Below are 24,999 nucleotides of genomic sequence, written 5' to 3'. Positions count from 1 at the left end.
GTCGAACCGTGCGCTATGCGGGCCGCTTCGCATCGGCAATCGGGTCGGCTGCGAATAATTTTGCTTTTTTGGGGAGCAACCGAATGAAGAAGATCGCTTTCGTTCTCGCTGCCGCCGGCCTGATGTCCGTCGCTGCATGTTCGAAGTCGCCAGAGGCGGCAGCCGTTGAAAACAACGGCGACATGATGGCTGACAACATGGAAATGCAGGCCGACAACATGATGGATATGTCGAACACCACGATGGATCCGACCGCCAAGGACAATACCGAGGCGATGGCCGAGAATATGGACGACGCCGCCGACAACGTCCGCGACGCCGCCGAGGAAAAGGCGGACAACATGTAATCAAGTCGTTGCCGAAATGATGGATGGCGCGATGCGCATGATCAGATCAGCAACGCTGGCGGTCGCGATGGGGCTGATGCCCCTCGCGGCCTGCCATCAATCTCCCGACGTCGGGTCGGTCGAGAACAAGGCCGATTTGCTCGCCAGCGATCTCGAGGCGCGCGCGGACAATATGGACGCGATGGCCGATGCGATGGCCAATGACAGCGCGGCAATCGCCTTGCGCAACGCCGCCGACGGCATCGATGCCGCCGCGGACAATGTCCGCGACCAGGCCGACGCGAAGGTCGACACCCTACACTGATGGATTGACGCGCGGTCCGCTTGGATTGCATGTGGCGGCGTTCCCTTGGGAGCGCCTTTTTTATGCGGTTGCTCCTTCGCGCGATGCGGCGGGACACGGCACGGTGGGGCCTGTAGCTCAATGGTTAGAGCTGGCCGCTCATAACGGCTAGGTTGCGGGTTCGAGTCCTGCCGGGCCCACCAGCGCCGACGCGACTTCCATGTGTCGCGACAGCGGTTTGCCGCTTGCGCCCCGCCCCCTTCCCGCCTAGTCACCCGCTCGCGTCGGGGAGTGGCGCAGTCCGGTAGCGCGCCTGCTTTGGGAGCAGGATGTCGCAGGTTCGAATCCTGTCTCCCCGACCACGAGTCCGATACGGCGCAACGCAAGCGCGGTGGGGTCGCCTCAGCCGCCCACGGCCGATAGCTTAGTCGCACGGCACGGCAGCACCCGCCACGGTGACGGTCGGCCCGCCGATCCCGTTCCACCGGAACAGCGCGACGTGCCAGCCGCCATTGATGCTGCGCGATCGATCGACGATGCCGTCGGCACCGATCCGGCGCACGCGGTCCGCTGCCACCCATGACCCCGGTTCCTCCCCCGCTGCCAGCGCAGCGCGCCAGTCCTGGTTCGACCGGTCGGGGTCGATCCCCAGACTGGCGCAGGCCGCCGCGTCGCGCTGGTCGAACACCCGCGCCTCGCTGAGGTCGACCGGCACGATCACGCGCGGCAGGCCGTCCTCGACGCTGTAGCGGCGAACCGCGATACCCGCCCATTCGGGCTCGCGCGTGATGTAAAGCGCGGGCTCGCCGGGTCGATGATAGCGGCCTGCGCTGATCGGCCCCGGCGCATCAATCACCGCATCCGCCCGCGTCGCGATCATGCTGCGATAGAACCGCCCGCTCACCGCCAGTAACGGGATCGCGGGCGCCATGTCCTCCGCCCGCGCCCTAAGCCGCCTTCTTGAGATGCCGGCGCCCGAGCAACTCGGCGATCTGCACCGCGTTGAGCGCGGCCCCTTTGCGCAGATTGTCGCTGACGCACCACAGGTTGATGCCGTTCTCGACCGTCGGATCGTCGCGGACGCGGCTGATGTAGGTGGCGTCGTCGCCCGCGGCTTCGATCGGGGTGATGTAGCCGCCGTCCTCATGCTTATCGATCAGCATGATGCCCGGCGCCTCGCGCAGGATACGCTTGGCCTGGGCGGCGCTCATCTCGCGCTCGAACTCGATGTTGATCGCCTCGGAATGGCCGACGAACACCGGTACGCGCACGCAGGTCGCGCTGACCTTGATCTTCGCGCCCAGGATCTTCTTGGTCTCGACCACCATCTTCCATTCTTCCTTGGTCGATCCGTCGTCGAGGAAGCTGTCGATGTGCGGGATCACGTTGAACGCGATCTGCTTGGTGAAAAGCGTGGCGACCGCGGGATCGCCGACGAAGATATTGCGCGATTGCTCGAACAGTTCGTCCATTCCGCTCTTTCCCGCGCCCGACACCGACTGATAGGTCGCAACGACGACGCGCAGGATCGTCGCGGCGTCGTGGAGCGGCTTGAGCGCCACGACCATCTGCGCGGTCGAGCAATTGGGGTTCGCGATGATGTTCTTGGTGCGATAGCCGTCGATCGCCGCGGCGTTCACCTCGGGTACGATCAGCGGCACGTCGGGATCCATCCGGTAGAGCGACGAATTGTCGATCACGGTGCAGCCTGCCTTGGCGAATTTCGGCGCATAGACCTTGGTCGCCTCGCTGCCGATCGCGAACAGTGCCATGTCCCAGCCCGCGGGATCGAAATGCTCGATGTTCTGGACCTTGAGCATCCGACCGGTGTCGCCATATTCGATCTGGTTGCCCTGGCTGCGCGACGACGCGAGCACCGCGATCTCGTCGGCGGGAAATTGGCGCTCGGCGAGGATGTTGACCATCTCGCGCCCGACATTGCCCGTCGCGCCCGCGACCACGATCCGATAACCCATGATGTCCGTCCTTCGATTGCTGGCGCGGCTTAGCCGCGGGGCGTCCGCCGCGCCAGCAAGCTCTACTTTGCGGGCGTCGGCTTGTCCTTCACCTCGCGGTCGAGGAACCCCATGATCGTTCCCCACAGATGCTCGCTGATCCCCGGCCCGCCAACGCGGTGGGTATAGCCCGGATACAGCATCATCTCGAACGGCGTATCGGTCTTCTGCATCTCGGCGATCGCCTTCAGGCTGTTGTCGAGGAAGACGTTGTCATCGCTCATCCCGTGGACGATCAGCAGCGGATCCGTGATCTTGGCGGTGTCCGCCCACGCCGCCGACGATGCATAGCTCTTGGGGTCCTTCGCCGGATCGCCCAGATACCGCTCGGTGTAATGCGTGTCGTAAAGCTGCCAGTCGGTCACCGGCGCACCCGCCACCGCCGCGGCATAGACGCCCGGCGTCTTCTCGAGCATCTTGAGCGACATATAACCGCCGTACGACCAGCCATAGGTTGCGATCTTGGTGGGCTCGACGAACGGCAGCGTCTTAAGATAGTTCGCGCCGGCCAGTTGGTCGGCGACCTCGACCGTCCCCATCGCGTGGAAAATCTGGTCCTCGAATGCCTTGCCACGATTGTACGAGCCACGGTTGTCGATCTGGAAGAAGATCCAGCCCTGGTCGACCAGATATTGCGGCAACGCCCCCATCCAGCCGTGCGTCACCTGCTGCCCGGTGCCGGGCCCGCCGTAATGCTGGAAGAACACCGGATATTTCTTGCCCGGTTCCAGCTTGGGCGTGATCATCTCCCAATAGAGCGGGGTGCCGTCGGCGGCCTTGATCGTCCCGAACTGCGTCGGGCGATGGCTCGCGAGATAGGGGTAATAGGGATGCCCCGGCACGACCGCGTTCTGGTTGATCCATTCGATCCGCTTGCCCGCATTGTCCGCCAGATAGACTTGCGACGGCTGGGTCGGGCTCGAGCGCGATACGATCAGCCGCGTCGCGTTCGCATCCATGCTTGCGCCGTTGGTATAGCCGGGCTCGGTCAGCCGGGTGATGACGTTCGGGCGCGCGATATCGACCGAATAGAGCTGCTGTTCGAGCACGTCGTCCTTGGTTCCCGTGAACCACAGGCGTCCTTTCGCCTCATCCACACCCACGAGGTTGGTGACGACCCACGGCCCCTTGGTCAGCTGTGTCCACGTGTCGTTCTTGTAGAGGTACAGATGCCCGAAACCGTCGCGTTCGGAGCGCCAGATCAGGCTGCCGTCCTTCATCGCCTTGTAGTCATCGCTGAGGTTAAGCCAGCTCTTCGCCCCCGCCTTTTCGGTGAACATGACGGTCGCCTTGCCCGTTTCGGGGTCAACGCGCAGCATGTCGAGTACCCGCTGGTCACGGCTCTCACGCTGGACGAGCAACGTGCGTCCGTCGGGCGTCCAGTTGACCCGCGCGAGATAGATGTCGGGGTCATTCCCCAGATCGACCTTCACCTGTCCCGAGCCATCGGGCTTCATCACATACAGGTCGACCAGCACGTTGGGCGTCCCCGCCGCGGGATAGCGCTGGTCGTACACGCTCGTCCCCGTCGCGCCGATCGACGCGCGGGTGAACACGTGAACGGGCTTCTCGTCGAACCGCTCGACCGCGATGTGGCGATCGTCGGGGCTCCACCAATAGCCGGTGCGGCGATCCATTTCCTCCTGCGCGACGAACTCCGCCTCGCCGAAATGGACGGTACCGCCCCCGCCCGTGGTGATCGCCGTCGCGTCCCCCCCGCCGAGCGGCTGCGCGAACAGATTCTGGTCGCGTACGAAGCTGACATAGCCCCCTTGCGGGCTGACTACCGGGTTCAGCTCGCCGCCGGGCGTATTGGTCAGCCGCCGCGTCTTGCCATCGAGCCCCGCCAGATACAGATCGCCGTCGAGCGGGACGAGGATCGTCTTGCCATCGGGTGCCCAGTCGTACGCGACGATCCCCCTACTGCCGCCGATCCGCGCGCGCTCGCGCTGCATCTTCTCCGCCTCGGACAGTTCCGCCCCGCTGCCGACCTTCTTCGAATCGACCAGCATCCGCTCCGAACCGGTCCGCGTGTCGCGCCCCCACAGGTCGAGCCGCTCCTTCTCGTCCGCGCGGGGTTTCAGGAACGTCAGCAGCGTCCCGTCGGGCGACAGCTTCAACGCGCGCGGCTGCGAGCCCGACAGATCGGGGCTCCCGAACACCCGCGCCAGCGTCAGTTCGCCACCCGGATCCGTGGCGGCGGGCGGCGTCTTGTCAGCGGCCATCGCGGCGCTCCCCACCGACGCCAAAGCGAGTCCCAGCAACCATGCACGCATCCCGTATCTCCGTGAACAAATCCCCGGCGACCGCCGGCATCTGCGCCGTTATCGCGACGAGACGTGCTGCCGTAAAGCTCTGTTGCCCTAAGCTTACCGGCCCATAAACCTCGTCTTTACGCGCTTCGGTATAGATCAGCAGGTCATGATGGTCGCCGTCCACCAATTGCGGTGGGGGCAGGACGCCGGGGAAATATGGTTTCGGATATCGCACGCGCGGGCTGGCAGGATGGGGCATGGGGCCTCGTCACGCGCCTCGGCGACGCCGACGGCAGCGCGACCCACCGCTATCTTTCGCATCTCATCGGCGGCGACGCCGCGGCGCGCGACCTGTCCGACGCGGTGCACGCGCTGTGCGCGGTCCACGGCCATCAGCCCGGCATCGCCGACGAGGCGCTTACGCACGGCGTCCAGCCCGAGGCCGCCGATTGGCTCGATGCGGTCGCCAGCGGTTTCGTCGCCGAACGCGCCTATCTCGCCACGCTCACCGCCGCGGTCGGCCCCGCGCCCTCGACCCCGGCCCAGGCCGCCAGCGAAGCCGCGATGATCGGCCAGCGGCACACGCTCGATACGCTCGCCCGATCCGGCCGGCGCGGCTGCGCCACCGGCGCGGTCGCCGCACTCGTCACCGATTGGCGCTCGATCCGCGGCGTGCTCGATCGCGCCGCGCGCCGATTCGGCGCCGATGTCGCACCGGATTCGCTCCCGCTCGACGCCGAAACCGCGACTTGGGTCGGCATGCTCGGCGGCACCCCCGGCGTCGAACGCGCGATCAGCTTCGGCGCGCAGCAGCTGTTCGCCCAGCACCGCGGCCTGTTCGACCTCCTCGAAGCCCGCGCCAGCGCGCGCGACGCCTGACGGGTTGCGCCACCGCGCGCAATCGTCCAATCCCGTACCCGATATTCGAACGGGAACGGACCATCATGAAACGCTTCGAGGGTACGCAAAGCTATGTCGCGACCGACGACCTCAAGGTCGCGGTCAATGCCGCGGTCACGCTGCGCCGCCCGCTGCTCGTCAAGGGCGAGCCGGGCACCGGCAAGACGGTCCTCGCCTATGAAATCGCCAAGGCGATCGATGCCGAGCTGATCGAATGGAACGTCAAATCGACGACCAAGGCGCAGCAGGGGCTCTACGAATATGATGCGGTCGCGCGGCTCCGCGACGGGCAGCTCGGCGACGAGCGCGTCCACGACATTTCCAACTACATCCGCAAGGGCAAGCTCTGGGAGGCGTTCACCCGCGACAAGCCCCCCGTTCTGCTGATCGACGAGATCGACAAGGCCGACATCGAATTCCCCAACGATCTGCTCCAGGAGCTCGATCGGATGGAATTCCACGTCTATGAAACCAAGGAGACGGTCCGCGCCGCCGAACGCCCGATCGTCGTCATCACCAGCAACAACGAAAAGGAACTGCCCGACGCGTTCCTGCGCCGCTGCTTCTTCCACTATATCAAATTCCCCGATCGCGGCACGATGCAGGCGATCGTCGACGTCCACTTCCCCGGGATCCAGAAGATCCTGGTCAGCAAGGCAATGGACATCTTCTACGACGTCCGCGATGTCCCCGGCCTCAAGAAAAAACCCTCGACCAGCGAACTGCTCGACTGGCTGAAACTGCTACTGCACGAGGACATGCCGCTCGAGATCCTCCAGAACCGCGATCCCACCAAGGCGATTCCACCCCTCCACGGCGCACTGCTCAAAAACGAACAGGACGTGATGCTGTTCGAACGCCTCGCCTTCATGGCCAAGCGCCAGGCGAACAAGGGCTGAGCGCGCCCGCGATGAGCTTCCCGATCGACGCGGTCCGCGCGCGCTTTCCCGCGCTCCACGTCACCGACGACGGTCGCGCGCGCATCTACCTCGACGCCCCCGGCGGCACTCAGGCGTGCGCCCCCGCGATCGATGCGATGACGCGCCACCTTACGCACGGCACTGCCAACGCCGGCGGCGCGTTCGCGACCTCGATCGCGACCGACTCGACCAGCCGCGCCGCGCATGAGGCGATCGCCGACCTGATCGGCGCGGACCCCGACGAGATTGCGTTCGGCCCCAACATGACCTCGCTCACCTTCGCCGCGTCGCGCGCGCTTTCCCGCGATTGGCGCGAAGGAGACGAACTCGTCGTCACCCGGCTCGATCACGATGCCAACGTCGCGCCGTGGCTCGCGGTGGCGGCGGATCGCGGCATGACCGTGCGCTGGCTCGATTTCGACTCCGCCGACGGTCGCCTCCGTGTCGATTCGCTGGCCACGCTCCTGGGCGAGCGCACCCGCCTCGTCGCGGTCGGCGGCGCGAGCAACGCGCTCGGCACGGTCAACGACATCCCCCGCGTCGTCGAGATCGTGCGCGCCGCCGCGCCCGATGCGCTGATCTACCTCGACGCGGTCCAGTCCGCGCCGCACCTGCCGATCGACGTCGGCACGCTCGGCTGCGACCTCGTCGCCTTTTCGCCCTACAAGATGTTCGGCCCCCACGCCGGCGTGCTCTGGGTCCGGCGCGCGCTCGCCGACCGGATCGACGCGTACAAGGTCCGTCCCGCGGGCAATGTAGGCGTGCGTCGCTTCGAAACCGGCACCCCGTCGTTCGAAGCGCAGGCGGGGGTGGTCGGCATGGTCGACTATCTCGACTGGTTGGGCGGCGAGGTCGCTCCTGACCAGCCCGACCGCCGCGGTCGGTTGCGCGCCGCGCTCGACGGCTGCACGCGCTACGAACACGCGCTCGGCGAGCGCTTCCTCGCAGGTATCGCCCAGAGCAATGCGATCACCCTCGTCGGCCCCGCCACCATGGCGGATCGCGTCCCCACCTTCGCGTTCGTCATCGAAGGGGTCGCGTCGAGCGCTGTCGCGCAGGCGTTGGCGGCGCGCGGCATCTTCGTCTGGTCGGGCCATTTCTACGCGGTCGAGACGCTGGCGCGACTCGATCTCGCCGACGCGACCGGGCTCGTCCGCGTCGGCTTCTGCCACTACAACACGATCGACGAGGTCGACCTGCTCCTTGCCGCGCTCGCCGAGATCACCCGCGCACCGCGTTAAAAACTTGCCGTCACAGACCGTTAACTATTGCCCGCAATCCTCTGGTAGCGCTTCGCGGCTACGCCGAGGCCATGCGCATCGGACTCGCCGCCTTGGTTATTTCCCTCGCCGCGATGGCCCCGACTCCCGCCCGTGCCGCCACCCCGCTCCTCGATTACGTCGGCCAGTGCGTGCCCTTCGCGCGCGAAGCTTCGGGCATCGAGATCTATGGCGACGCATGGACGTGGTGGGACGGCGCGAACGGCAAATATAATCGCGGCCACGCCCCGAAAGCCGGTTCGGTCATCGTCTTCGCCAAAAGTGCCAAGCTGCGGCTCGGCCATGTCGCGGTGGTCAGCCGGATCGTCGACGATCGCGTCGTCATGCTCACCCACGCCAATTGGTCGCGCGTCAACGGCGAACGCGGCCACGCCGAACAGGATGTCACGCTCTACGACGTGTCACGCGACAACGACTGGAGCGAGGTGAAGGTCTGGTATCGCGACGTCGATGGCCTCGGCGGCAGCATCTACCCGGTCGATGGTTTCATCTACCCCGCCGGCGCACCCGCGTCGGGGATCAGTTCACGCAACCCCGACTATGTCGGCGCGCTGATCGACGCCTATGTCCCGGGGGCGGGTTCGACGCGGTAACGTGCGGAAGGACCCGCTCGTGCTGAGCTTGTCGAAGCACGGTTAGAAGCAGGCCCTTCGCCAAGCTCAGGGCGAACGGTTGTAGGTCTGATAAAACCACCATCATTACACGTCTTCGTCGCGCGTAGGTCGGGGACCTCCGATACGACGCACTATTCGTCATAACCGCACCAGTATTCGGCTTGGCACCGTGAAGAATTATTGTGATCATCGCCACCATCGGTCGAACGGGGATGGGGCAAATGATGATTCGGTGGCGCGGCGTAGCGATAATGGGCTTGGCTCTTGTAGCGGCGCCGACGCCCGCGGTCGCAGCATGCCAAATCGGCAAATATCTCGAATTGCCGGTGACGATGGTCGGCAAGCAGCCGATCGTGACGATCCAGATCAACGGCCGCGACGCACGGTTCATGCTCGACAGCGGTGCCTTCTTCAGCACCATCGCCAAGGCCAATGCGCTCGAATACGGACTCAAAATCAGTGACCTGTCCGGCGCGCGGTTGCAGGGCATCGGCGGCGACACCTCGCTGGGGGTTGCGACCGCCAAGGAGGTGCGGATCGACGGCAATGCGATCTCCCACGTCGAATTCGCGGTCGGCGGCAGCGACACCGGCTTTGCGGGTCTGCTCGGCCAGAACATTCTCGGACTCGCCGATGTCGAATATGATCTGCCGCACGGCATCGTCCGGATCATGAAAGGCACCGACTGCAAGGGTGCCAGCATGGCCTATTGGGCGGGGACCAAACCGTTCACGATCGTCCCGCTTCAATCGATGAGCGACACCCAGCGCCACACCATCGGCACCGTGCTGATCGATGGCAAGAAGATCGAGACCGTGTTCGATACCGGCGCGATGACATCCCTTCTCACCTTGTCCGCGGCGCGGCGGCTCGGGGTGAAGCCCAACGACCCTGGTGTCGTCGGTGAGGGTTTCGCCTACGGCTTGGGCCAGGGCCAGTCGCAGGCCTGGCGCGCGCGCTTCAAGTCGATCGATATCGGCGGGGAAGCGATCCGCAATCCCTGGATTGCCTTTGCTGACCAGCAGGTCGGTGATGCCGATCTACTGGTGGGGATCGATTTCTTCCTCACCCACCATATCTATGTCGACAACCGCAATCACCGCATGTTCGTGACGTATGAGGGCGGGCCGCTGTTCGGGCTGACGCCCACCGGCGCGATCGATCACACCGGCAAGCGGCTCGACCTCACCGACAAGGCCGCCGCGCCCACCGATGCCGCAGGCTACAGCCGCCGCGGCGCGCTGCTCGCCGCGCACGACAAGTTCGCCGAAGCGCTCGCCGATCTCGACAAAGCGGTGGCGATGGCGCCGACCGTATCCGACTTCGTCTATCAGCGCGCGCTCGCGCATCTCGGCAACGCCCAGCCGCTGCTGGCGACCCAAGATCTCGACAAAGCGCTCGCGCTCGAACCGACCAACGCGCGGGCGCGCATTACTCGCGCGCAGATGCAGCTCGGGGCCGATGATCCGACCGGCGCGCTAGTCGACCTGAAGGCTGCCGACGCCGCGCTCGCGCCGTCCTCCGACGCTCGGCTGGGCCTCGCTGGCCTGTACGACACCGCGGAGGTGCCCGACGCCGCGCTCGCCAGCTACGATAGCTGGTTGAAGACGCATCCCGAAGATCATGACCGCGCCAGCGCCTTCAACGGCCGCTGCTGGGCGCGCGCGAAGCTGAACCGCGATCTCGATCAGGCGTTGGCCGATTGCGACGCCGCGATCCGGCTTCGCCCTGGCACCGCCGCCTATCTCGACAGCCGCGCGCTCGTCCGGCTGCGTCGCGGCGAGCTCGCCAGGGCGCTTGCCGATTATAATGCCGCTCTCGCGATCGAACCGGGGAACGCGTGGTCGCGTTACGTCCGCAGCATCGCCGCGCGGAGAGCTGGCAACGTCGCGCAAGCCGATGCCGACAAAGCCGCCGCACTCGCAATCGACCCGCGGGTCGCCGACCGCGCCAAACGCTACGGGCTGGGATCCTGACCGGCGCGGGCCGGGTCGCCACGCCGGGGCTGTCCTACTCCGCGGCGATCTGCCACAATCGCGCCGATGACGATGCCTGTTGACCGCCACCCCGCCGACACCCCGCTCGATCGGGCTCGGTTCGTCGCAGTTTCGCTGCCACGTCGCGTTACCTTCGTTACCTTTGTATGTTCCTGAACTTCCTTGACGAGCTCCGCGGTGCCGGGATTCCCGCCAGCCTGAAGGAGCATTTGCTCCTGCTCGAGGCGCTCGACGCCGACGTGATCGATCGCACCCCCGAACAATTCTACTACCTCAGCCGCGCGGTGTACGTGAAGGACGAAGGGCTGCTCGACAAGTTCGATCAGGTCTTCGCCAAGGTATTCCGCGGGATCTCGACGACGTTCGGTACCGATAATGCCGACGTCCCGCTCGACTGGCTGAAGGCGGTCGCCGAGAAATATCTGACGCCCGAGGAGATGGCGGCGATCGAATCGCTCGGCTCGTGGGACGAGATCATGGAGACGCTCAAGCAACGGCTCGCCGAGCAGGAAAAGCGGCATCAGGGCGGCAACAAATGGATCGGCACCGGCGGCACCAGCCCCTACGGCAATTCGGGCTACAATCCCGAGGGCGTCAGGATCGGCGGCGAATCGAAACACGGGCGCGCGCTGAAAGTGTGGGACCAGCGCGAATTCAAGAATCTCGACAACACCAAGGAACTCGGCACCCGCAACATCAAGATCGCGCTGCGCCGCCTGCGCCGTTTCGCGCGCGAGGGCGCGGCGGACGAACTCGACATCGACGCCACGATCGACGGCACCGCGCGCCAGGGCTGGCTCGACGTCTTCATGCGCGCCGAGCGCCGCAATGCGGTCAAACTGTTGCTGTTCCTCGACGTCGGCGGCTCGATGGATCCGTGGGTCAAGCTTTGCGAAGAGCTGTTCAGTGCGGCGACCAGCGAATTCAAAAACCTCGAATTCTTCTACTTTCACAATTGCCCATACGAGGGCGTCTGGAAGGACAACCGTCGCCGCTTCGCCGAACGCACCCCGATGTGGGACGTGCTTCACAAATTCGGCCACGACTATAAACTCGTGTTCGTCGGCGACGCCGCGATGAGCCCGTACGAGATCACGCATCCGGGCGGATCGGTCGAACATTTCAACGAGGAATCGGGCGCGGTCTGGCTGCATCGCCTCACCACCACCTACCCCGCCGCGGTGTGGCTCAACCCGGTTCGCGAGGAGCAATGGGGGTATTCGCAATCGGCCAAGATCATCCGCGATTTGCTCAACGACCGGATGTACCCACTGACGCTTGCGGGGCTCGACGATGCGATGCGCGAACTGACCCGCAAACGCTGATCGGGCGAACCGCGGCGGGACCGCGAGCGGGAACTATTTCGGCTGCGATACGGTTGATGTGCAACCCTTTACCCACTCGGAGAATATCGATGTCCAGCATCCCCACGTCCGCCATGCCCCACGCCAAGACCACGACCGACAAGGCCGACAAGCCCGAATCGTTCACGAAACGCGCCAAGACCCAGGCCAAGGCGGTTGGCGATGCCGCAGAAAAGGCGGCGGGCAAGGCAACCAAGGCGGTAAAGAACAACCCGAAGACGGCAGCCGCGGTCGGCGTCGCGGTGTTGGCCGCCGGTGCCGCCGCGATCGCGGCGCCGTTCGCCAAAAAGCCCGCCAAGAAGAAACCCGTGGCGAAGAAGCCCGCCGCCAAGGCCTGAACGTTGCCGATTCGGGCGGGTTTTGCTACGCTCCTAGTTGGAGAACCATCATGACCCGCCTGATCGTCATCCTGTCCGCCGGACTAATGCCAATTGCGAGCGTGGCTGTTGCTCAGGCCAACAAAGCACCGATCACCAAGTCATGTGCAACGCCGAATGCCACGGTGATAGACGGCAAAAAGCCGCAAATCGGTATTCATAAGCTCGGAGAAGAACCTCCGGCGCACCAATATCTGGCGGTATTGCGTACGCTCGATGGATGCCCTGTCCCGGTCGTCCTACGCCGCGGGCCTGGCGTCCACCGCTAGGCGCGGTTCAGGCGCACACCGCCTCGAGCTTTTGCTGATAACTCTCTACCAGCTGCAACCGTCGTTGGCGCGCCGCGTCGGTCAAGGCGCGACCGGCCGCGAGTGCTTCGGCTTTCAAGCGTCGCTCGTAATAGCGTCGATCGGATTCCATACAGTCCCACCCCAAGAACGATCGATCGGTCCGAGTCGTTTCAGCCGATGCTGGGCAAAACATGCGCGTGCACTTGATGTGTGTCAAAGCGCCCGGTCTCAACAAGATACCGGGCCATCACGCTAATGTGCCTCAGATGCGGTGGATGACGCCGCCGGTCATCGGTTCGGGTGACCCGGTCGTTCTGGGAAAGCTGATCGGCAGCCCTTTGAGCGCGCGCACCGCCATGTACGCCCAGCCCTCCGCCTCAACCGAATCGGCGTTCCAGCCCAGCGCGTCGGCAGGCTCCGGCGTCAGCTTGGTCCGCGCCGCGATCATCGCCAGCATCGTCGGGTTGTGTCGCCCCCCGCCAACCACCAGCAGCCGCGTGGGGCGCATCGGCAATCGCTCGATCCCCTCCGCCACGCTCGCCGCGGTGAACGCGGTCAGCGTTGCCGCCCCATCCGCCGCCGACAGCCCCCGCGCGGGCTGGATCGTGAAATCGCTCCGGTCGAGCGACTTGGGCGGCGGGCTTGCGAAATACGGATGGTCGAGCATCGCGGTCAGCACCGTCTCGTCGACCCGCCCCTGCGCCGCGAGCGCGCCCCCCGCATCGAACCGCGCGCCCGTCTCCGCCTCGACCCAGCTATCGATCAGCCCGTTGGCCGGCCCGGTGTCGAACGCGACCAGCGCGCCGTCGACGCCGATATAGGTGACGTTGGCGACCCCGCCGAGGTTGAGCACCGCAACCGGCTTGTCGAGCCCCGCGACCAGCGCGGCATGATAGATCGGCAGCAGCGGTGCGCCCTGCCCGCCCGCCGCGACGTCGGCGGAACGCATGTCCGCCACCGTCGTGATCCCGGTCGCGCTGGCCAGCGCCGCGCCGTCACCGATCTGCCATGTCCAGCCGCGATCGGGGCGATGCGCGATCGTCTGGCCGTGGAAGCCGATGACGTCGACATCGCCAGCCGACACTCCGGCCTCGGCGAGCAGCTTGTGGACCGCGAACACATGCGTCCGCACGATCAGTTCGCCCGCCGCGACGATCGTCGGGCTCGCGCGCGGCTTGTCGAACGTCAGCGCCAGCGCGGTCGCCGCCGCCAGTTCGCCGCGTGCCACATCTGAATAGGCCTCGCCGCGAAACGCGATCGCTCGCGTCAGGCTCTCGCCGTCGGTCTCGATCAGCGCGGCATCGATCCCGTCGAGCGAGGTTCCGGACATCAGGCCGATCGCGAGCATCATTCCCCTCCATTACACATGCTGGTAAAATACCGCCGATCCGCCTATGTGCGCGGCTTCCCCATGGCAACCATTCTCCCCTCCCCGCCGAAAATCGGCATGGTGTCGCTCGGCTGTCCCAAAAACTTGGTCGACAGCGAACGCATTCTCACGCAGCTGCGTGCCGACGGCTATCAGATGTCAGCCGATTATGCGGGCGCCGACGTCGTACTCGTCAACACCTGCGGCTTCCTCGATTCCGCCAAGGAGGAATCGCTCGAGGCGATCGGCGAGGCGATCGCGGAGAATGGCCGCGTCATCGTGACGGGCTGTTTCGGCAAGGAAGCCGACGTCATCCGCGCGCGATTCCCGCAGGTGCTCGCGATCACCGGCGCGCATGAATATGAACAGGTCGTCACCGCGGTCCACGAGGCCGCGCCCGCGAACCTGTCACCCTATCTCGACCTCGTCCCCGACGCCGGACTGAAACTCACCCCGCGCCACTACAGCTATCTCAAGATTTCGGAGGGCTGCAACCACCGCTGCGCCTTCTGCATCATCCCCAGCCTGCGCGGCGATCTCGTCAGCCGCCGCCCCGACGCCATCCTGCGCGAGGCCGAAAAGCTCGTCGCCGCGGGGACCAAGGAAATCCTGGTCATCAGCCAGGATACTTCAGCCTATGGCGTCGATATCCGCCGCGAGACCCGGATGTGGCATGGCCGCGAGGTCGTGCCCCATATGACTGATCTCGCCCGCGAGCTGGGCAAGATCGCGCCGTGGGTCCGCCTCCACTATGTCTACCCCTATCCGCATGTCGATCAGGTCATCCCGCTGATGGCCGACGGGCTGATCCTCCCCTATCTCGACATCCCGTTCCAGCACGCCGCGCCTTCGGTCCTGAAACGCATGAAGCGCCCCGCCAACGACGCCAAGGTCCTGCAACGCATCCACGCGTGGCGCGACATCTGCCCCGACATCGCGATCCGCTCGACCTTCGTCGTCGGCTTCCCCGGCGAGACCGAAGCGGATTTCGACTATCTGCTCGACTGGCTCGACGAGGCACAACTCGACCGGGTCGGCGCGTTCCGTTTCGAACCCGTCGAAGGTGCCGCCGCCAACGCGCTCCCCGATCACGTCCCCGAGGAGGTAAAGGAGGAGCGCTACGCCCGGATCATGGAAAAGACCGCCGCGATCAGCACCGCCAAGCTCGCCGCGAAGATCGGGCGGACGCTCGATGTCATCATCGACGCGGTCGACGATGACGGTGGCGCGACCGGGCGTAGCTACGCCGACGCCCCCGAGATCGACGGCGAAGTCTTCCTACGCGACGCCCCCGGCCTCAAACTCGGCGACATCGTGCCGGTCCAGATCGAGGATGCCGACGAGCATGATCTGTTCGGTGTGCCCCCCCCCTAACCCGTTCGCCCTGAGCTGGTCGAAGGGCGTGGCTGACAAGGAACATCCGGTGCTTCGACAGGCTCAGCACGAACGGCGGTTCGGGTGTTTTATGGCCCTCGCCGTGCTCGCCGCGCCGCTCCTGTTGAGCGCCTACAACCCCGGCCCGATCGTCGTCACCCGCGTCGATCCGCTCACCGTCGACGACGACGATTTCGCCCGCCACCGCGATCCCGCCGACTGGACCGGCCTTAGCGTCGACGACATCGCGTTCGACGAGGAGCGCGCGCGCTGGCACCTGTTCCGCATCACCAAGCCCGGGCACCGCAACGGCCCGCTCTGGTTCGTCCCCCATGACAACGAGAACGCCGGATTCGAGGCTGGGCTGGTCGCTTTGCGCCGTTACGGCGGCACGATGATCGTGGTCGACAGCGACGCGCGGCGGCGTAACGCCGCGGTCGCGTTCGGCCCGGCGATCGACCCCAACCGCAATTTCCACGACGGCCTGCCGCGCTATCCCAGCCAGGTGCTCGCCAGCATCAACCACGGCGGCTGGCCGATCATCGCGCTCCACACCAACGCCCCCGGCTACGACTCCACCGACAGCCTGTGCCCGAAGGAGGGCGACACCTCGGGCACCGGGATCATCTCGATCCGCTACTGCGATACGGTGCTCCGCCCTCGCGCCTCGGTGTCGCGCGCCTACCCGTTCGACGACGATGACAGCGTCGCCTTCGCGACCTACCTCGCCACTCAGCAGCCCGACGACGCCTTCTGCGCCCCCCAGATGAAAGCGGCGGATTACAACATCGTCTTCGAACGCGTCGTCGGCAGCGACGGCTCGCTCTCCAACTATGCGGTGACCCATCATCTCGCCTATCTCAACTTCGAAACGCGCAATCTGGGCGACGACCCTGCCGACCTCGCCAGCGGCCGCGACCGGCTGACGTGGATGATCGACCACAGTCTCGCGATGTGCGCCGGCCAACGCCCCGGCAAGCTTCCCCTCCTCCGCTTTCGCTGACCCCGCGGTTGCGCGCGCGCGCGGATTCTGGGACGGTGCCGCCATGTTGATCCGCTTCGTCGCCGCCGCGCTGCTCGTCCTGCCCACCCCCCTCCTCGCCCAGGCGCTGACCCCTGCCGAAACCGCGCGGATCGACGCGATCGTCGCCAAGTCGCTCGCCGACACCGGCGTCCCCTCCGCGTCGATCGCGGTGGTCCGCGGCGACCGGATCGTCCTCGCCAAGGCCTATGGCAAGCAATCCGAAACCCGCGCGGTCGCGGACGCCAAGGCCCCGTACCAGATCGCCTCGATCTCCAAGCAATTCACCGCCGCCGCGATCCTGCTGCTCCAGGACGAGCGCAAATTGAGCCTCGACGACACCGTCTCGCAATACGTCCCCGGGATCACCGACGGCGACAAAATCACGATCCGCCAGCTGCTCAGCCACACCTCGGGGCTGCAGGATTACTGGCCGCAGGATTACAGCTTCAAGGCGATGGCGACCCCGGTCACCCCGCAGCAGATCGTCGATCGCTGGGCCAAGAAGCCGCTCGATTTCGCCCCCGGCACCCAGTGGCAATATTCCAACACCGGCTATGTCGTCGCCGGGCTGATCGTCGAGAAGGTGGCCGGGATGCCGCTCCTCGCCTTCCTCCAGCAACGCATCTTCACGCCGCTCGACATCAAGGCGATCGACCAGGATCTTGCGATCGGCCCCAACTATCCCTCGGGGTACAAACGGTTCGCGCTCGGCCCGGTCCGCGTCGAAACCCCCGCGGCGCACGGCTGGCTGTTCGCCGCAGGCGAATTGTCGATGAGCGCTGCCGATCTCGCCAAATGGGACGTCGCGCGCCTCACCCGCAGCGTCCTTCCTGCCGCCGACTGGCGGCTTCAGGAAACCCCGGTCAAGCTCGCCGACGGATCGACCAACGGCTACGGCCTCGGCGTCTCGACCGGCGCGTCGGGTGGCCACCGCTATATCGAACACAGCGGCGAGGCGGTCGGCTTCCTCAGCGAAAATGTCGTCTTCCCCGACGATCATGTCGCGATCGTCGTGCTCACCAACAGCTGGTTCAGCGATGCCTTCCAGCGCATCACCAAGGGCATCACCGCGATCGTCCTCCCCGCCGCGCCCACCGACACCGCGGACACCGCCGCGCTCGCCAGGGCGCGAACCGTCTTCGCCCAACTCCGTCGCGGCACGCTCGATCGCACCCAGTTGACCGAGGATGCCAGATTCTACTTCACCCCCACCGCGCTCACCGATTATCGCGCCAGCCTCGCCAAACTCGGGGTGCCGACCAGCTTCGAACAGGTCGGCAAGACCCGGCTGCGCGGCGGCTTCGTCAACCGCACCTATCGCGCGACCTACCCGTCGCAAACGCTCGCGATCAGCACCTATGCCCTGCCCGGCGCAGACGGCGCGTTCGAACAATATCTGGTGGCCCCCGCACAATGATCGACTTCACCGACCGCCTCCTGCCCGATCGCGGCCAGCCCGCGCGCGCGATCCATGTCGTCCGTCCCGACGGCTTTGACGCGTGGCTCGCCGCCCAGCCGCCCCGCGTCCGCACCGCGGTCGCCGCGCACCGCCTCCGCGGCAAGCCCGGCGACCGCGCGATCCTGCCCGGCGACACCGCCGACGACTGGGCGATGTTGCTGGTTTGCAACGACCCTGTCGCCTCGCCGTGGCGGATTGCCTCGCTCGGCGCGTCGCTGCCCGAGGGCACGTACCGGCTCGCCACCGGCGAGGTCGGTCGCGCCGGGCTCGGCTGGCTGCTCGCGCAACATAGCTTCGATCGCTACACCAAGGGCGATCCGGTCGGCCCCCGCGTCCTCCTGACCGACGACGCCGCGCGGATCGACGACACCGTCCGGCTCGCCGCCGCGACCGCGCTGGTCCGCGATCTCGTCAACACCGGTGCGTCAGATCTCGGCCCCGCCGAGCTCGAGGCGGAGGCGGAACTGCTCGCCAAGCGCCACGGCGCGACGCTCACCGTCACCCGCGGCGACGCGCTCGCGACCGGCTATCCGATGATCCACGCGGTCGGCCAGGCCGCCACCCGCGACCGCGCGCCCCGCCTGATCGAACTCGAATGGGGCGATCCCGCGCATCCCCGCGTCGCAATCGTCGGCAAGGGCGTCGTCTTCGATTCAGGCGGACTCAACATCAAGCCGGGCGCGGGAATGCGGCTGATGAAGAAGGACATGGGCGGGGCGGCGCACGCGCTCGCGCTCGCCGGGCTCGTGATGGCCGCGCGGCTCCCGGTCCGGCTCCACCTGCTGATCCCCGCGGTCGAGAACGCGATCGCGGGCAACGCCTTCCGCCCCGGCGACGTGCTCCAGACCCGCCTCGGCCTCACCGTCGAGAACACCAACACCGATGCCGAGGGTCGGCTGATCCTCGGCGACGCGCTCGCCAAGGCGGGCGAGGACAAACCTGCGCTCATCATCGATTTCGCGACCCTCACCGGCGCGGCGCGGGTCGCGCTCGGCCCCGATCTGCCCCCGCTGTTCACCGACGACGACGCGCTCGCCGCCGATCTCCTCGCCGCAGCAAGTGAAGTCGGTGACCCGATGTGGCGACTGCCGCTGTGGGACGGCTATGACGAGATGCTCACATCCGACATCGCCGATCTCGTCAACGCCCCCGACGGCGGGTTCGCAGGCGCGGTCACCGCCGCGCTGTTCCTCCGCCGCTTCGTCCCCAAGGACACGCCTTGGGTCCACATCGACACCTTCGCGTGGCGTCCGTCCGCCAAGCCCGGTCGCCCCAAGGGTGGCGAAGCGCTCGGCCTGCGCGCGGTGTATCAGATGCTCAAAGCCCGCTACCCCGCCCGCTGAACGCACCGATCCCGTTCGCCCTGAGCCTGTCGAAGGGCGGTCAGTCTCACCGTGCTTCGACAAGCTCAGCACGAACGGGCCATGTAACGAGATCGCCTAACGAATCGCCTCAGCCTGCCGCGCGATCCCGTCGATCAGGTCGCACACCGTCGGGATCAGCGGTTCGGGCAGGTCGTGGCCCATCCCGGGCATTTCGTGGAGCACCGCACCCGGAATGCTGGCCGCGGTATCGCGTCCGCCCGCGATCGGCACCAGCGGATCGTCGGTCCCGTGGATCACCAGCGTCGGCGCGGTGATTGCGGCGAGGCGCTTGCGGCGGTCGCCCCCGACCGTAATCGCCGCGATCTGCCGTGCGAACCCCGCAGGATAGTGCATCCGCTCGAAATCCCGGACCACTTTCGCGCGCAATTCCCCGGCCTCGACTCGATAGCCAGGGCTGCCGATCACCGCCGCCGCGCGCACCGCATGCGCGATGATGGTCTCGCGGTCGCGTGTCTTGGGCCGATCCATCAGCACCGCGGTCGCCTCCTTGGTTGCGCGCGGCAGCGATCGGTTCCCCGTGGTCGACATGATCGAGGTCAGCGACAGCGTCCGTTCGGGATAGTGCGCCGCGACGAGTTGCGCGATCATCCCGCCCATCGATGCGCCGACGATATGCGCGCGATCGATCCCCAGCGCATCGAGCACCCCGATTGCATCCGCCGCCATATCGTCGAGCGTATAGGGCACCCGCGCCTTCACCCCGATCATCGCGAGCCCCATGATTCGCGCCAGCTTGGGCGCACCCGCCGCGTCGAACTTGGTCGACAGCCCGACATCGCGATTGTCGTAACGGATCACACGATAGCCGCGTGCGACCAGCGCCTCGACGAACGGGATCGACCACCGCGTCAGCTGCGCGCCGAGCCCCATGATCAGCAGCATCGCGGGCGCATCGTCCGCGCCGAAGCTTTCGACCTCGATCTCGATCCCGTTCGCGGCGACCTTCATCGACCCGCGCTCATCGGCCCGCGCTCATTGGGCGCCAGCGACGCGGCGGCATCGATGATCGGGACGAACTTCGCCGCGGTCAGGCTCGCCCCGCCGACCAGCGCGCCATCGACATTGGCCGCGCCGAGGATGCTGGCGGCGTTGGTGCCCGTCACCGATCCGCCATACAGGATTCGGATCTGATCCGCGGCATCCCCCACCATCTGGCGCAGCTTGGCGCGGGCGATCGCATGGATGGCCTCGATCTCGTCGATCGTCGGGGTTCGCCCGGTGCCGATCGCCCAGCGCGGCTCGTACGCCAGCGTGAACCAGTCGCCCGCCGCATGATCGGGCACCGATTTTTCGATCTGCGCCTGCACCACGCGCTCGGCGCGCCCGGCGTCGCGCTCCGCCTCGGTTTCGCCGCAGCACAGGATGACGGTCAGTCCCGCCGCATGCGCCGCGGTGGCCTTCGCCCAGGCGTCGTGGCTGGTTTCGTGCTGGTCGGCGCGGCGCTCCGAATGGCCGACGATCGTGAAGCGCGCGCCAGCCTCCTTCACCATCGCGGCGGAGACGCAGCCAGTGTGCGCGCCGCTCGCCGCCGCGTGGACGTCTTCCGCACCGATCGCCAAGCCCGGCACCCGCGTCGCGGCAGGATCGATCAGCGTAAACGGCACCGCGACCGCCACGTCGACCGCGGACGCCTCCCGCGCCGCCGCCGCGATCGCGTCCAGCTCCCCCAGCGTCGCGCGCGATCCGTTCATTTTCCAGTTGCCCGCCACGAACTTGCGTCGCGTCATGCTCTCTCCCTTCGGGTGTTCGCAGCCGCGATGCCGCCGACCGCGCTTGAAGGCAAGCCGCCCGCCGCTTAAAGCCTCCCGCCATCAGCCCGCACGGGCCTCATCGTCGGACCCACTCGCCCCATGCTCAGTTTCTTTCGCCGGATGATCAATTCGAAGGTCGGCATCGTCGTCACGTTCATCGTGCTCGGCATCATCGCGCTCGCCTTCGCCGGGACGGATATATCGCGGGTCGGTGGCGGCGGCAGCACGGTCGGCAGCGGCGACGTCGCGTCGGTCGATGGGCGAAAGATCACGACCGCCGACCTGAAACAGCGCGCCAACAGCGCGATCGAATCCGCCCGCCAGCGCGATCCGACGCTGACGATGGCGTCATTCCTCGAACAGAACGGCCTCGAGAGCATCCTCGAACAGATCACCAATTCGATCGCGCTCGACAAGTTCGGGCATGACGCCGGCATGGCGGCCAGCAAACGGTCGGTCGATGGCCAGATCGCGGGCATTCCCGGGCTTCAAGGCCCCACCGGCAAATTCGATCCCGCGATCTATCAGCGCCTGCTCGCCCAGCGCCACCTGACCGACGCGCAGGTCCGCGGCGATATCGCCAGCGAGACGATCGGGCAGTTCCTGCTGGCGCCGGTTATCAGTGCACGCCAGGTGCCCGAACAACTCGCGCTCCCCTATGCCTCGCTGCTGCTCGAACATCGCAAGGGCCAGATCGGCTTCGTCCCGACCCGCGCGTTCGACGATGCGAAGGCGCCGACCGATGCCGAGATCGCCGATTTCTACAAGCGGAACGTCGCGCGCTACACGCTGCCGGAACGGCGGGTGATGCGCTACGCGGTCGTCACGCCCGACATGATGGGAACCAAGGCGGTCCCTACCGACGCCGACATCGCGCAGGCGTATAAGGATTCAGGCAATCGCTACGCCGCCACCGAACACCGCAGCGTGACCAGCGTCATCGTCGCGGATCAGGCCGGCGCCACCGCGATCGCCGCCAAGGCGAAGGCGGGAACCGGAATCGCCGATGCCGCCAAGGCCGCGGGTCTCGAATCGCGCCAGTCGAAGGATCTCGACAAGGCGGGGCTCGCCGCCACAACCTCGCAACCGCTCGCCGATGCCGCCTTTGCCGCGACGCAGGGCGCGGTCGTGGGTCCGATCAGGACGCCGCTGGGCTGGGCGGTGGCGAAGGTGGACGCGGTCACCGCGGTCCCCGGCAAGACGCTGGCGCAGGCAACGACGGAAATTCGCGACGCGCTGGCCAAGACCAAGCTCAGCGCGGCGCTGAGTGCCGCGCGCGACTCGGTCGATAACGCGCTGTCGTCGAACGGCACCTTCGACGAGATCGTGAAGGATCAAAAGCTCTCCCCGATGGCGACCCCCACGCTCACCGCGCAGGGAATCGATCCCGAACACCCCGATCAAAAGCTCGACCCCAAGCTCGCGCCAGTCGTCCAGGCGGGGTTCCAGGCCGAAGAGGGCGACGCCCCGCAAATCGTGCCGCTGGGTGAGGACAACAGCTTCGCGCTGGTCGGTCTCGCGCGGATCGTCCCCGCCGCGCCGCGCCCGCTCGCCGCGATCCGCGATCAGGTCGTGGCCGATGTGCGAACCGATCGCAGCATGAAGGCGGCGCGCGCGGTGGCCAAGGCGGTCGTCGCCAAGGTCGACAAGGGCGCTGCGCTCGCTGCCGCGATGAACGGCGCGGGCAAGCCCTTGCCCCCGGTTCGCCCGATCGAGGCGACTCGCGCGCAGCTTGCCGCCAACCCGCGCGGCGCGCCGCCGCCGCTCGTGCTGATGTTCAGCATGGCACGCGGATCGGCGAAGATGCTCGAAGCGCCGAACAACACCGGCTGGTTCGTCATCAAGCTCGACGATGTCACCCCGGGCGACGCGCGCGGCAAGGCGAACGTCATCAGCGCGGCGCGCAGCGACATCGCGCGCACGGTCGGACGCGAATATGCGCAGCAGTTCGCCAAGGCGATGCGCGATGCGGTCGGGGTCAAGACCGACCCGGCGGCGGTCGCCAAGGTGAAGGCCGATCTCGCGGGGGGCGTCGCCAATTGACGCCGGCATGATCGACGCGCGCGCCAGCCTGGCGGCGGGGCGGCCGGGCTTCGTGTGGCGGGTCCAGGTCGCGGATACCGAAACCCCGGTCGCCGCCGCCTTGAAACTGATCGAGCCGGGGCGCGGCGATTTCCTGCTCGAATCGGTCGAAGGGGGGGAGACGCGGGGCCGCCACAGCCTGATCGGGCTCGCCCCCGATCTCGTGCTGCGCGCGCACGGCGATGCCGCCGAGATCAACCGCGACTGGGCGACCGACCGCACCGCCTTCGCGGCCGCGGGCGCACCGACGCTCGCCGCGCTGCGCGCGCTCGTCGCCGAATGCCGCGGCGACGTTCCCGCCGAGCTGCCACGCGCGCTGTCGTGCCTGGTCGGCTATTTCGGGTACGAGACGATCGGGTTGGTCGAACGTCTGGCGCAGCCCCCGAACGACCCGTTGGCGCTCCCCGACCTGATGTTCGTCCGGCCGACGGTGATCCTGATCTTCGATCGGCTGGCCGACACATTGTATCTCGTCGCACCGGTCTGGCCCGATCCCGCCGCCGACATCGACGCGCAGCTCGCGGCCGCCGACGAGCGGCTCGACGCGGTCGCCGCGACGCTGGCGCAACGCGCGCTCCCGGCCAGGGTCAGGACCGACGCGAGCGAACCCGCCTATACCCCGACAATCGCGCCGACCGACTATATGGCGATGGTCGAACGCGCGCAGGAGTATATCCGCGGCGGCGACATCTTTCAGGTCGTGCTCGCACAGCGGTTCAGCGCGCCGTTCGCGCTCCCGCCGTTCGAACTCTATCGCAGCTTGCGGCGAATCAATCCCTCGCCCTTCCTCTACCATCTCGACCTGCCCGGCTTCGCGCTGATCGGGTCGAGCCCCGAAATCCTCGTCCGGGTCCGCGACGGCGAGATTACGATCCGCCCGATCGCCGGCACCCGGCCGCGCGGCAAGACCGCGGCAGAGGATGACGCGAATCGCGCCGAGCTGCTCGCCGATCCCAAGGAGCGCGCCGAACATCTGATGCTCGTCGATCTCGGTCGCAACGACGTCGGGCGCGCGGCGGCGCGCGGGTCGGTCAAGGTCACCGCCAGCTATGGCGTCGAATTCTACAGCCACGTCATGCACATCGTCTCGACCGTCGTCGGCGAGCTAGCGGCTGAGACCAACGCGCTCGACGCGCTGTTTTCGGGGTTTCCGGCGGGCACCGTCAGCGGCGCGCCCAAGATTCGCGCGTGCGAAATCATCGCCGAACTCGAACCCGAACGGCGCGGTGCCTATGCGGGCGGGGTTGGCTATTTCTCCCCCGATGGATCGATGGATTCGTGCATCGTGTTGCGCACCGCGGTGGTAAAGGACGACGTTATTCATGCTCAGGCGGGCGCGGGGATCGTCGCGGACAGCGTTCCGCTGTCCGAGCAGCGCGAGTGTGAAGCGAAGGCGGGCGCGATCCTCGCCGCCGCGCGCGACGCGATCACGCGCGCCGCGACTCCCGATTTCGGTCAGTAAAGCAGCGCTACACAGCTGGCGCGATCATGGCGCGTTGGGACTGCCCGATCGCTTGGCGCGCTGTTCGGCCGCCCATTGCTGGTTCGCCTGGAGCGCGCAGCCCGTCCCGCCGCTCGATCCGATCGGCGAGCAGGTATCCGGCAGGCCGCCAGCGACTCGGCTGACCTGATCGGCGGTCGCCGCGCGGTTGATCCAACTCTGGTTCTTCGCCGCGATCGGCCCGGTGTCGCGCAATCCCTTGGGGATACGATAGGGCTGGTCGAGCGTCGAACACACGACGATCTCGTCGTCGCTCCCCTTGGGACACGCCTGCCCCGGCGTCAGCGTGACGCTGCGGATGCGCTGCGGCGGATCGGCTGCGGGGGCGGATTGCGCCGCCGCCAGCCCGGGTGTGGTCATCAGCATGGCGAACAGGATCGGGCGCAGCATCGGTAATCTCCTCGGGAAACAT

23 protein-coding genes and 2 tRNA genes are annotated in these 24,999 nt (G+C 66.9%); 18 read left to right on the top strand and 7 right to left on the bottom strand.

The genetic code is table 11. The features are described 5' to 3' along the window. Positions 1-8 precede the first annotated feature (8 nt). The 4 genes from EAH84_RS08075 to EAH84_RS08060 all read left to right on the top strand — a co-directional run bounded on the left by EAH84_RS08075 (position 9) and on the right by EAH84_RS08060 (position 992). The gene (locus EAH84_RS08075) at positions 9-347 is read left to right on the top strand and encodes a hypothetical protein (RefSeq protein ID WP_241656509.1); all 339 of its coding nucleotides are present in this window, start codon (positions 9-11) and stop codon (positions 345-347) included. A 31-nt stretch (positions 348-378) separates the two neighbouring features. After that, complete coding sequence (locus tag EAH84_RS08070) at positions 379-651, top strand: hypothetical protein (RefSeq protein ID WP_241656508.1); 273 nt, start codon at positions 379-381, stop codon at positions 649-651. Between the two features lie 106 nt (positions 652-757). Beyond that, positions 758-833, top strand: a tRNA-Ile gene (locus EAH84_RS08065). Between the two features lie 82 nt (positions 834-915). Then, a tRNA-Pro gene (locus tag EAH84_RS08060) sits at positions 916-992 on the top strand. Between the two features lie 62 nt (positions 993-1,054). On the opposite strand, the gene EAH84_RS08055 is transcribed toward EAH84_RS08060, so the two are convergent. From EAH84_RS08055 to EAH84_RS08045, 3 genes are all read right to left on the bottom strand, one after another. Beyond that, a complete protein-coding gene (locus EAH84_RS08055; protein ID WP_140870388.1) occupies positions 1,055-1,561 on the bottom strand; it encodes an RES family NAD+ phosphorylase in 507 nt (168 codons plus the stop codon). A gap of 16 nt (positions 1,562-1,577) precedes the next feature. After that, on the bottom strand, positions 1,578-2,606 hold the full coding sequence (locus EAH84_RS08050; protein WP_140870385.1) for an aspartate-semialdehyde dehydrogenase: 1,029 nt from the start codon (positions 2,604-2,606) through the stop codon (positions 1,578-1,580). Positions 2,607-2,668: 62 nt separating this feature from the next. Next, positions 2,669-4,921: a S9 family peptidase gene (locus tag EAH84_RS08045; protein WP_140870382.1), complete on the bottom strand. Its 2,253-nt coding sequence runs from the start codon at positions 4,919-4,921 to the stop codon at positions 2,669-2,671. 195 nt (positions 4,922-5,116) lie between these two features. Here EAH84_RS08045 and EAH84_RS08040 point away from each other — a divergent pair, with 195 nt between their 5' ends. The 8 genes from EAH84_RS08040 to EAH84_RS08005 all read left to right on the top strand — a co-directional run bounded on the left by EAH84_RS08040 (position 5,117) and on the right by EAH84_RS08005 (position 12,621). Next, complete coding sequence (locus EAH84_RS08040) at positions 5,117-5,779, top strand: DUF6975 family protein (RefSeq protein WP_140870379.1); 663 nt, start codon at positions 5,117-5,119, stop codon at positions 5,777-5,779. 65 nt (positions 5,780-5,844) lie between these two features. Then, positions 5,845-6,699, top strand: coding sequence for an AAA family ATPase (locus EAH84_RS08035; protein WP_140870376.1), 855 nt, complete (start codon positions 5,845-5,847; stop codon positions 6,697-6,699). A gap of 11 nt (positions 6,700-6,710) precedes the next feature. Further along, complete coding sequence (locus EAH84_RS08030; protein ID WP_140870373.1) at positions 6,711-7,961, top strand: cysteine desulfurase-like protein; 1,251 nt, start codon at positions 6,711-6,713, stop codon at positions 7,959-7,961. A gap of 71 nt (positions 7,962-8,032) precedes the next feature. Next, positions 8,033-8,593: a CHAP domain-containing protein gene (locus EAH84_RS08025; protein WP_140870370.1), complete on the top strand. Its 561-nt coding sequence runs from the start codon at positions 8,033-8,035 to the stop codon at positions 8,591-8,593. Between the two features lie 272 nt (positions 8,594-8,865). After that, a complete protein-coding gene (locus EAH84_RS08020) occupies positions 8,866-10,590 on the top strand; it encodes a retropepsin-like aspartic protease (protein WP_241656507.1) in 1,725 nt (574 codons plus the stop codon). A gap of 167 nt (positions 10,591-10,757) precedes the next feature. Next, a complete protein-coding gene (locus tag EAH84_RS08015; protein ID WP_140870367.1) occupies positions 10,758-11,936 on the top strand; it encodes a vWA domain-containing protein in 1,179 nt (392 codons plus the stop codon). 89 nt (positions 11,937-12,025) lie between these two features. Then, complete coding sequence (locus tag EAH84_RS08010; protein ID WP_206663955.1) at positions 12,026-12,313, top strand: hypothetical protein; 288 nt, start codon at positions 12,026-12,028, stop codon at positions 12,311-12,313. Between the two features lie 50 nt (positions 12,314-12,363). Beyond that, a complete protein-coding gene (locus EAH84_RS08005) occupies positions 12,364-12,621 on the top strand; it encodes a hypothetical protein (RefSeq protein WP_140870364.1) in 258 nt (85 codons plus the stop codon). A 283-nt stretch (positions 12,622-12,904) separates the two neighbouring features. Here EAH84_RS08005 and EAH84_RS08000 read toward each other — a convergent pair whose 3' ends face one another. Next, positions 12,905-13,990, bottom strand: coding sequence for an anhydro-N-acetylmuramic acid kinase (locus tag EAH84_RS08000; protein ID WP_140870361.1), 1,086 nt, complete (start codon positions 13,988-13,990; stop codon positions 12,905-12,907). A 63-nt stretch (positions 13,991-14,053) separates the two neighbouring features. Between EAH84_RS08000 and rimO the strand changes: the two genes are divergently transcribed. From rimO to EAH84_RS07980, 4 genes are all read left to right on the top strand, one after another. After that, positions 14,054-15,385, top strand: a complete 1,332-nt coding sequence (gene rimO, locus EAH84_RS07995; protein ID WP_140870358.1) for a 30S ribosomal protein S12 methylthiotransferase RimO — start codon at positions 14,054-14,056, stop codon at positions 15,383-15,385. A gap of 91 nt (positions 15,386-15,476) precedes the next feature. Then, positions 15,477-16,388, top strand: coding sequence for a hypothetical protein (locus EAH84_RS07990; protein WP_140870355.1), 912 nt, complete (start codon positions 15,477-15,479; stop codon positions 16,386-16,388). A 43-nt stretch (positions 16,389-16,431) separates the two neighbouring features. Further along, entirely contained in the window at positions 16,432-17,826 is a 1,395-nt protein-coding gene (locus tag EAH84_RS07985; RefSeq protein WP_140870353.1) for a serine hydrolase domain-containing protein, read from the top strand. Beyond that, positions 17,823-19,211: a leucyl aminopeptidase family protein gene (locus EAH84_RS07980; protein WP_140870350.1), complete on the top strand. Its 1,389-nt coding sequence runs from the start codon at positions 17,823-17,825 to the stop codon at positions 19,209-19,211. The genes EAH84_RS07985 and EAH84_RS07980 overlap by 4 nt, the downstream gene beginning before the upstream one ends. A gap of 96 nt (positions 19,212-19,307) precedes the next feature. On the opposite strand, the gene EAH84_RS07975 is transcribed toward EAH84_RS07980, so the two are convergent. Then, a complete protein-coding gene (locus tag EAH84_RS07975) occupies positions 19,308-20,201 on the bottom strand; it encodes an alpha/beta fold hydrolase (RefSeq protein ID WP_140870347.1) in 894 nt (297 codons plus the stop codon). Continuing rightward, positions 20,198-20,980, bottom strand: a complete 783-nt coding sequence (gene tpiA / locus EAH84_RS07970; protein ID WP_140870344.1) for a triose-phosphate isomerase — start codon at positions 20,978-20,980, stop codon at positions 20,198-20,200. The genes EAH84_RS07975 and tpiA overlap by 4 nt, the downstream gene beginning before the upstream one ends. Positions 20,981-21,103: 123 nt before the next feature. Between tpiA and EAH84_RS07965 the strand changes: the two genes are divergently transcribed. Together EAH84_RS07965 and trpE are read left to right on the top strand one after the other, a co-directional pair. Then, complete coding sequence (locus EAH84_RS07965; protein WP_140870341.1) at positions 21,104-23,047, top strand: peptidylprolyl isomerase; 1,944 nt, start codon at positions 21,104-21,106, stop codon at positions 23,045-23,047. A 7-nt stretch (positions 23,048-23,054) separates the two neighbouring features. After that, positions 23,055-24,548, top strand: a complete 1,494-nt coding sequence (gene trpE / locus EAH84_RS07960) for an anthranilate synthase component I (protein WP_140870338.1) — start codon at positions 23,055-23,057, stop codon at positions 24,546-24,548. A gap of 24 nt (positions 24,549-24,572) precedes the next feature. Here trpE and EAH84_RS07955 read toward each other — a convergent pair whose 3' ends face one another. Next, positions 24,573-24,977, bottom strand: coding sequence for a hypothetical protein (locus EAH84_RS07955; protein ID WP_140870335.1), 405 nt, complete (start codon positions 24,975-24,977; stop codon positions 24,573-24,575). Positions 24,978-24,999 lie beyond the last annotated feature (22 nt).

It is taken from the genome of Sphingomonas oligophenolica (assembly GCF_006438955.1).
Taxonomy (GTDB): Bacteria; Pseudomonadota; Alphaproteobacteria; order Sphingomonadales; family Sphingomonadaceae; genus Sphingomonas; species Sphingomonas oligophenolica_A.
The sequence above is the reverse complement of the archived record's forward strand: the minus strand, read 5'-3'. Positions and strand labels throughout refer to the sequence as shown.

What these genes read in the sequence shown, in the direction of transcription:
- trpE (WP_140870338.1), top strand. Translation starts at nt 23,055, where the DNA reads ATGATCGACGCGCGCGCCAGCCTGGCGGCGGGGCGGCCGGGCTTCGTG.
- EAH84_RS07980 (WP_140870350.1), top strand. Translation starts at nt 17,823, where the DNA reads ATGATCGACTTCACCGACCGCCTCCTGCCCGATCGCGGCCAGCCCGCG.
- EAH84_RS08050 (WP_140870385.1), bottom strand. Translation starts at nt 2,606, where the DNA reads ATGGGTTATCGGATCGTGGTCGCGGGCGCGACGGGCAATGTCGGGCGC.
- EAH84_RS07955 (WP_140870335.1), bottom strand. Translation starts at nt 24,977, where the DNA reads ATGCTGCGCCCGATCCTGTTCGCCATGCTGATGACCACACCCGGGCTG.
- EAH84_RS07990 (WP_140870355.1), top strand. Translation starts at nt 15,477, where the DNA reads ATGGCCCTCGCCGTGCTCGCCGCGCCGCTCCTGTTGAGCGCCTACAAC.
- EAH84_RS08020 (WP_241656507.1), top strand. Translation starts at nt 8,866, where the DNA reads ATGGGCTTGGCTCTTGTAGCGGCGCCGACGCCCGCGGTCGCAGCATGC.
- EAH84_RS08040 (WP_140870379.1), top strand. Translation starts at nt 5,117, where the DNA reads ATGGTTTCGGATATCGCACGCGCGGGCTGGCAGGATGGGGCATGGGGC.
- EAH84_RS08035 (WP_140870376.1), top strand. Translation starts at nt 5,845, where the DNA reads ATGAAACGCTTCGAGGGTACGCAAAGCTATGTCGCGACCGACGACCTC.
- EAH84_RS07965 (WP_140870341.1), top strand. Translation starts at nt 21,104, where the DNA reads ATGCTCAGTTTCTTTCGCCGGATGATCAATTCGAAGGTCGGCATCGTC.
- EAH84_RS08015 (WP_140870367.1), top strand. Translation starts at nt 10,758, where the DNA reads ATGTTCCTGAACTTCCTTGACGAGCTCCGCGGTGCCGGGATTCCCGCC.
- EAH84_RS08005 (WP_140870364.1), top strand. Translation starts at nt 12,364, where the DNA reads ATGACCCGCCTGATCGTCATCCTGTCCGCCGGACTAATGCCAATTGCG.
- rimO (WP_140870358.1), top strand. Translation starts at nt 14,054, where the DNA reads ATGGCAACCATTCTCCCCTCCCCGCCGAAAATCGGCATGGTGTCGCTC.
- EAH84_RS08000 (WP_140870361.1), bottom strand. Translation starts at nt 13,990, where the DNA reads ATGCTCGCGATCGGCCTGATGTCCGGAACCTCGCTCGACGGGATCGAT.
- EAH84_RS08070 (WP_241656508.1), top strand. Translation starts at nt 379, where the DNA reads ATGCGCATGATCAGATCAGCAACGCTGGCGGTCGCGATGGGGCTGATG.
- EAH84_RS07985 (WP_140870353.1), top strand. Translation starts at nt 16,432, where the DNA reads ATGTTGATCCGCTTCGTCGCCGCCGCGCTGCTCGTCCTGCCCACCCCC.
- EAH84_RS08055 (WP_140870388.1), bottom strand. Translation starts at nt 1,561, where the DNA reads ATGGCGCCCGCGATCCCGTTACTGGCGGTGAGCGGGCGGTTCTATCGC.
- EAH84_RS07975 (WP_140870347.1), bottom strand. Translation starts at nt 20,201, where the DNA reads ATGAAGGTCGCCGCGAACGGGATCGAGATCGAGGTCGAAAGCTTCGGC.
- EAH84_RS08025 (WP_140870370.1), top strand. Translation starts at nt 8,033, where the DNA reads ATGCGCATCGGACTCGCCGCCTTGGTTATTTCCCTCGCCGCGATGGCC.
- EAH84_RS08030 (WP_140870373.1), top strand. Translation starts at nt 6,711, where the DNA reads ATGAGCTTCCCGATCGACGCGGTCCGCGCGCGCTTTCCCGCGCTCCAC.
- EAH84_RS08010 (WP_206663955.1), top strand. Translation starts at nt 12,026, where the DNA reads ATGTCCAGCATCCCCACGTCCGCCATGCCCCACGCCAAGACCACGACC.
- tpiA (WP_140870344.1), bottom strand. Translation starts at nt 20,980, where the DNA reads ATGACGCGACGCAAGTTCGTGGCGGGCAACTGGAAAATGAACGGATCG.
- EAH84_RS08045 (WP_140870382.1), bottom strand. Translation starts at nt 4,921, where the DNA reads ATGCGTGCATGGTTGCTGGGACTCGCTTTGGCGTCGGTGGGGAGCGCC.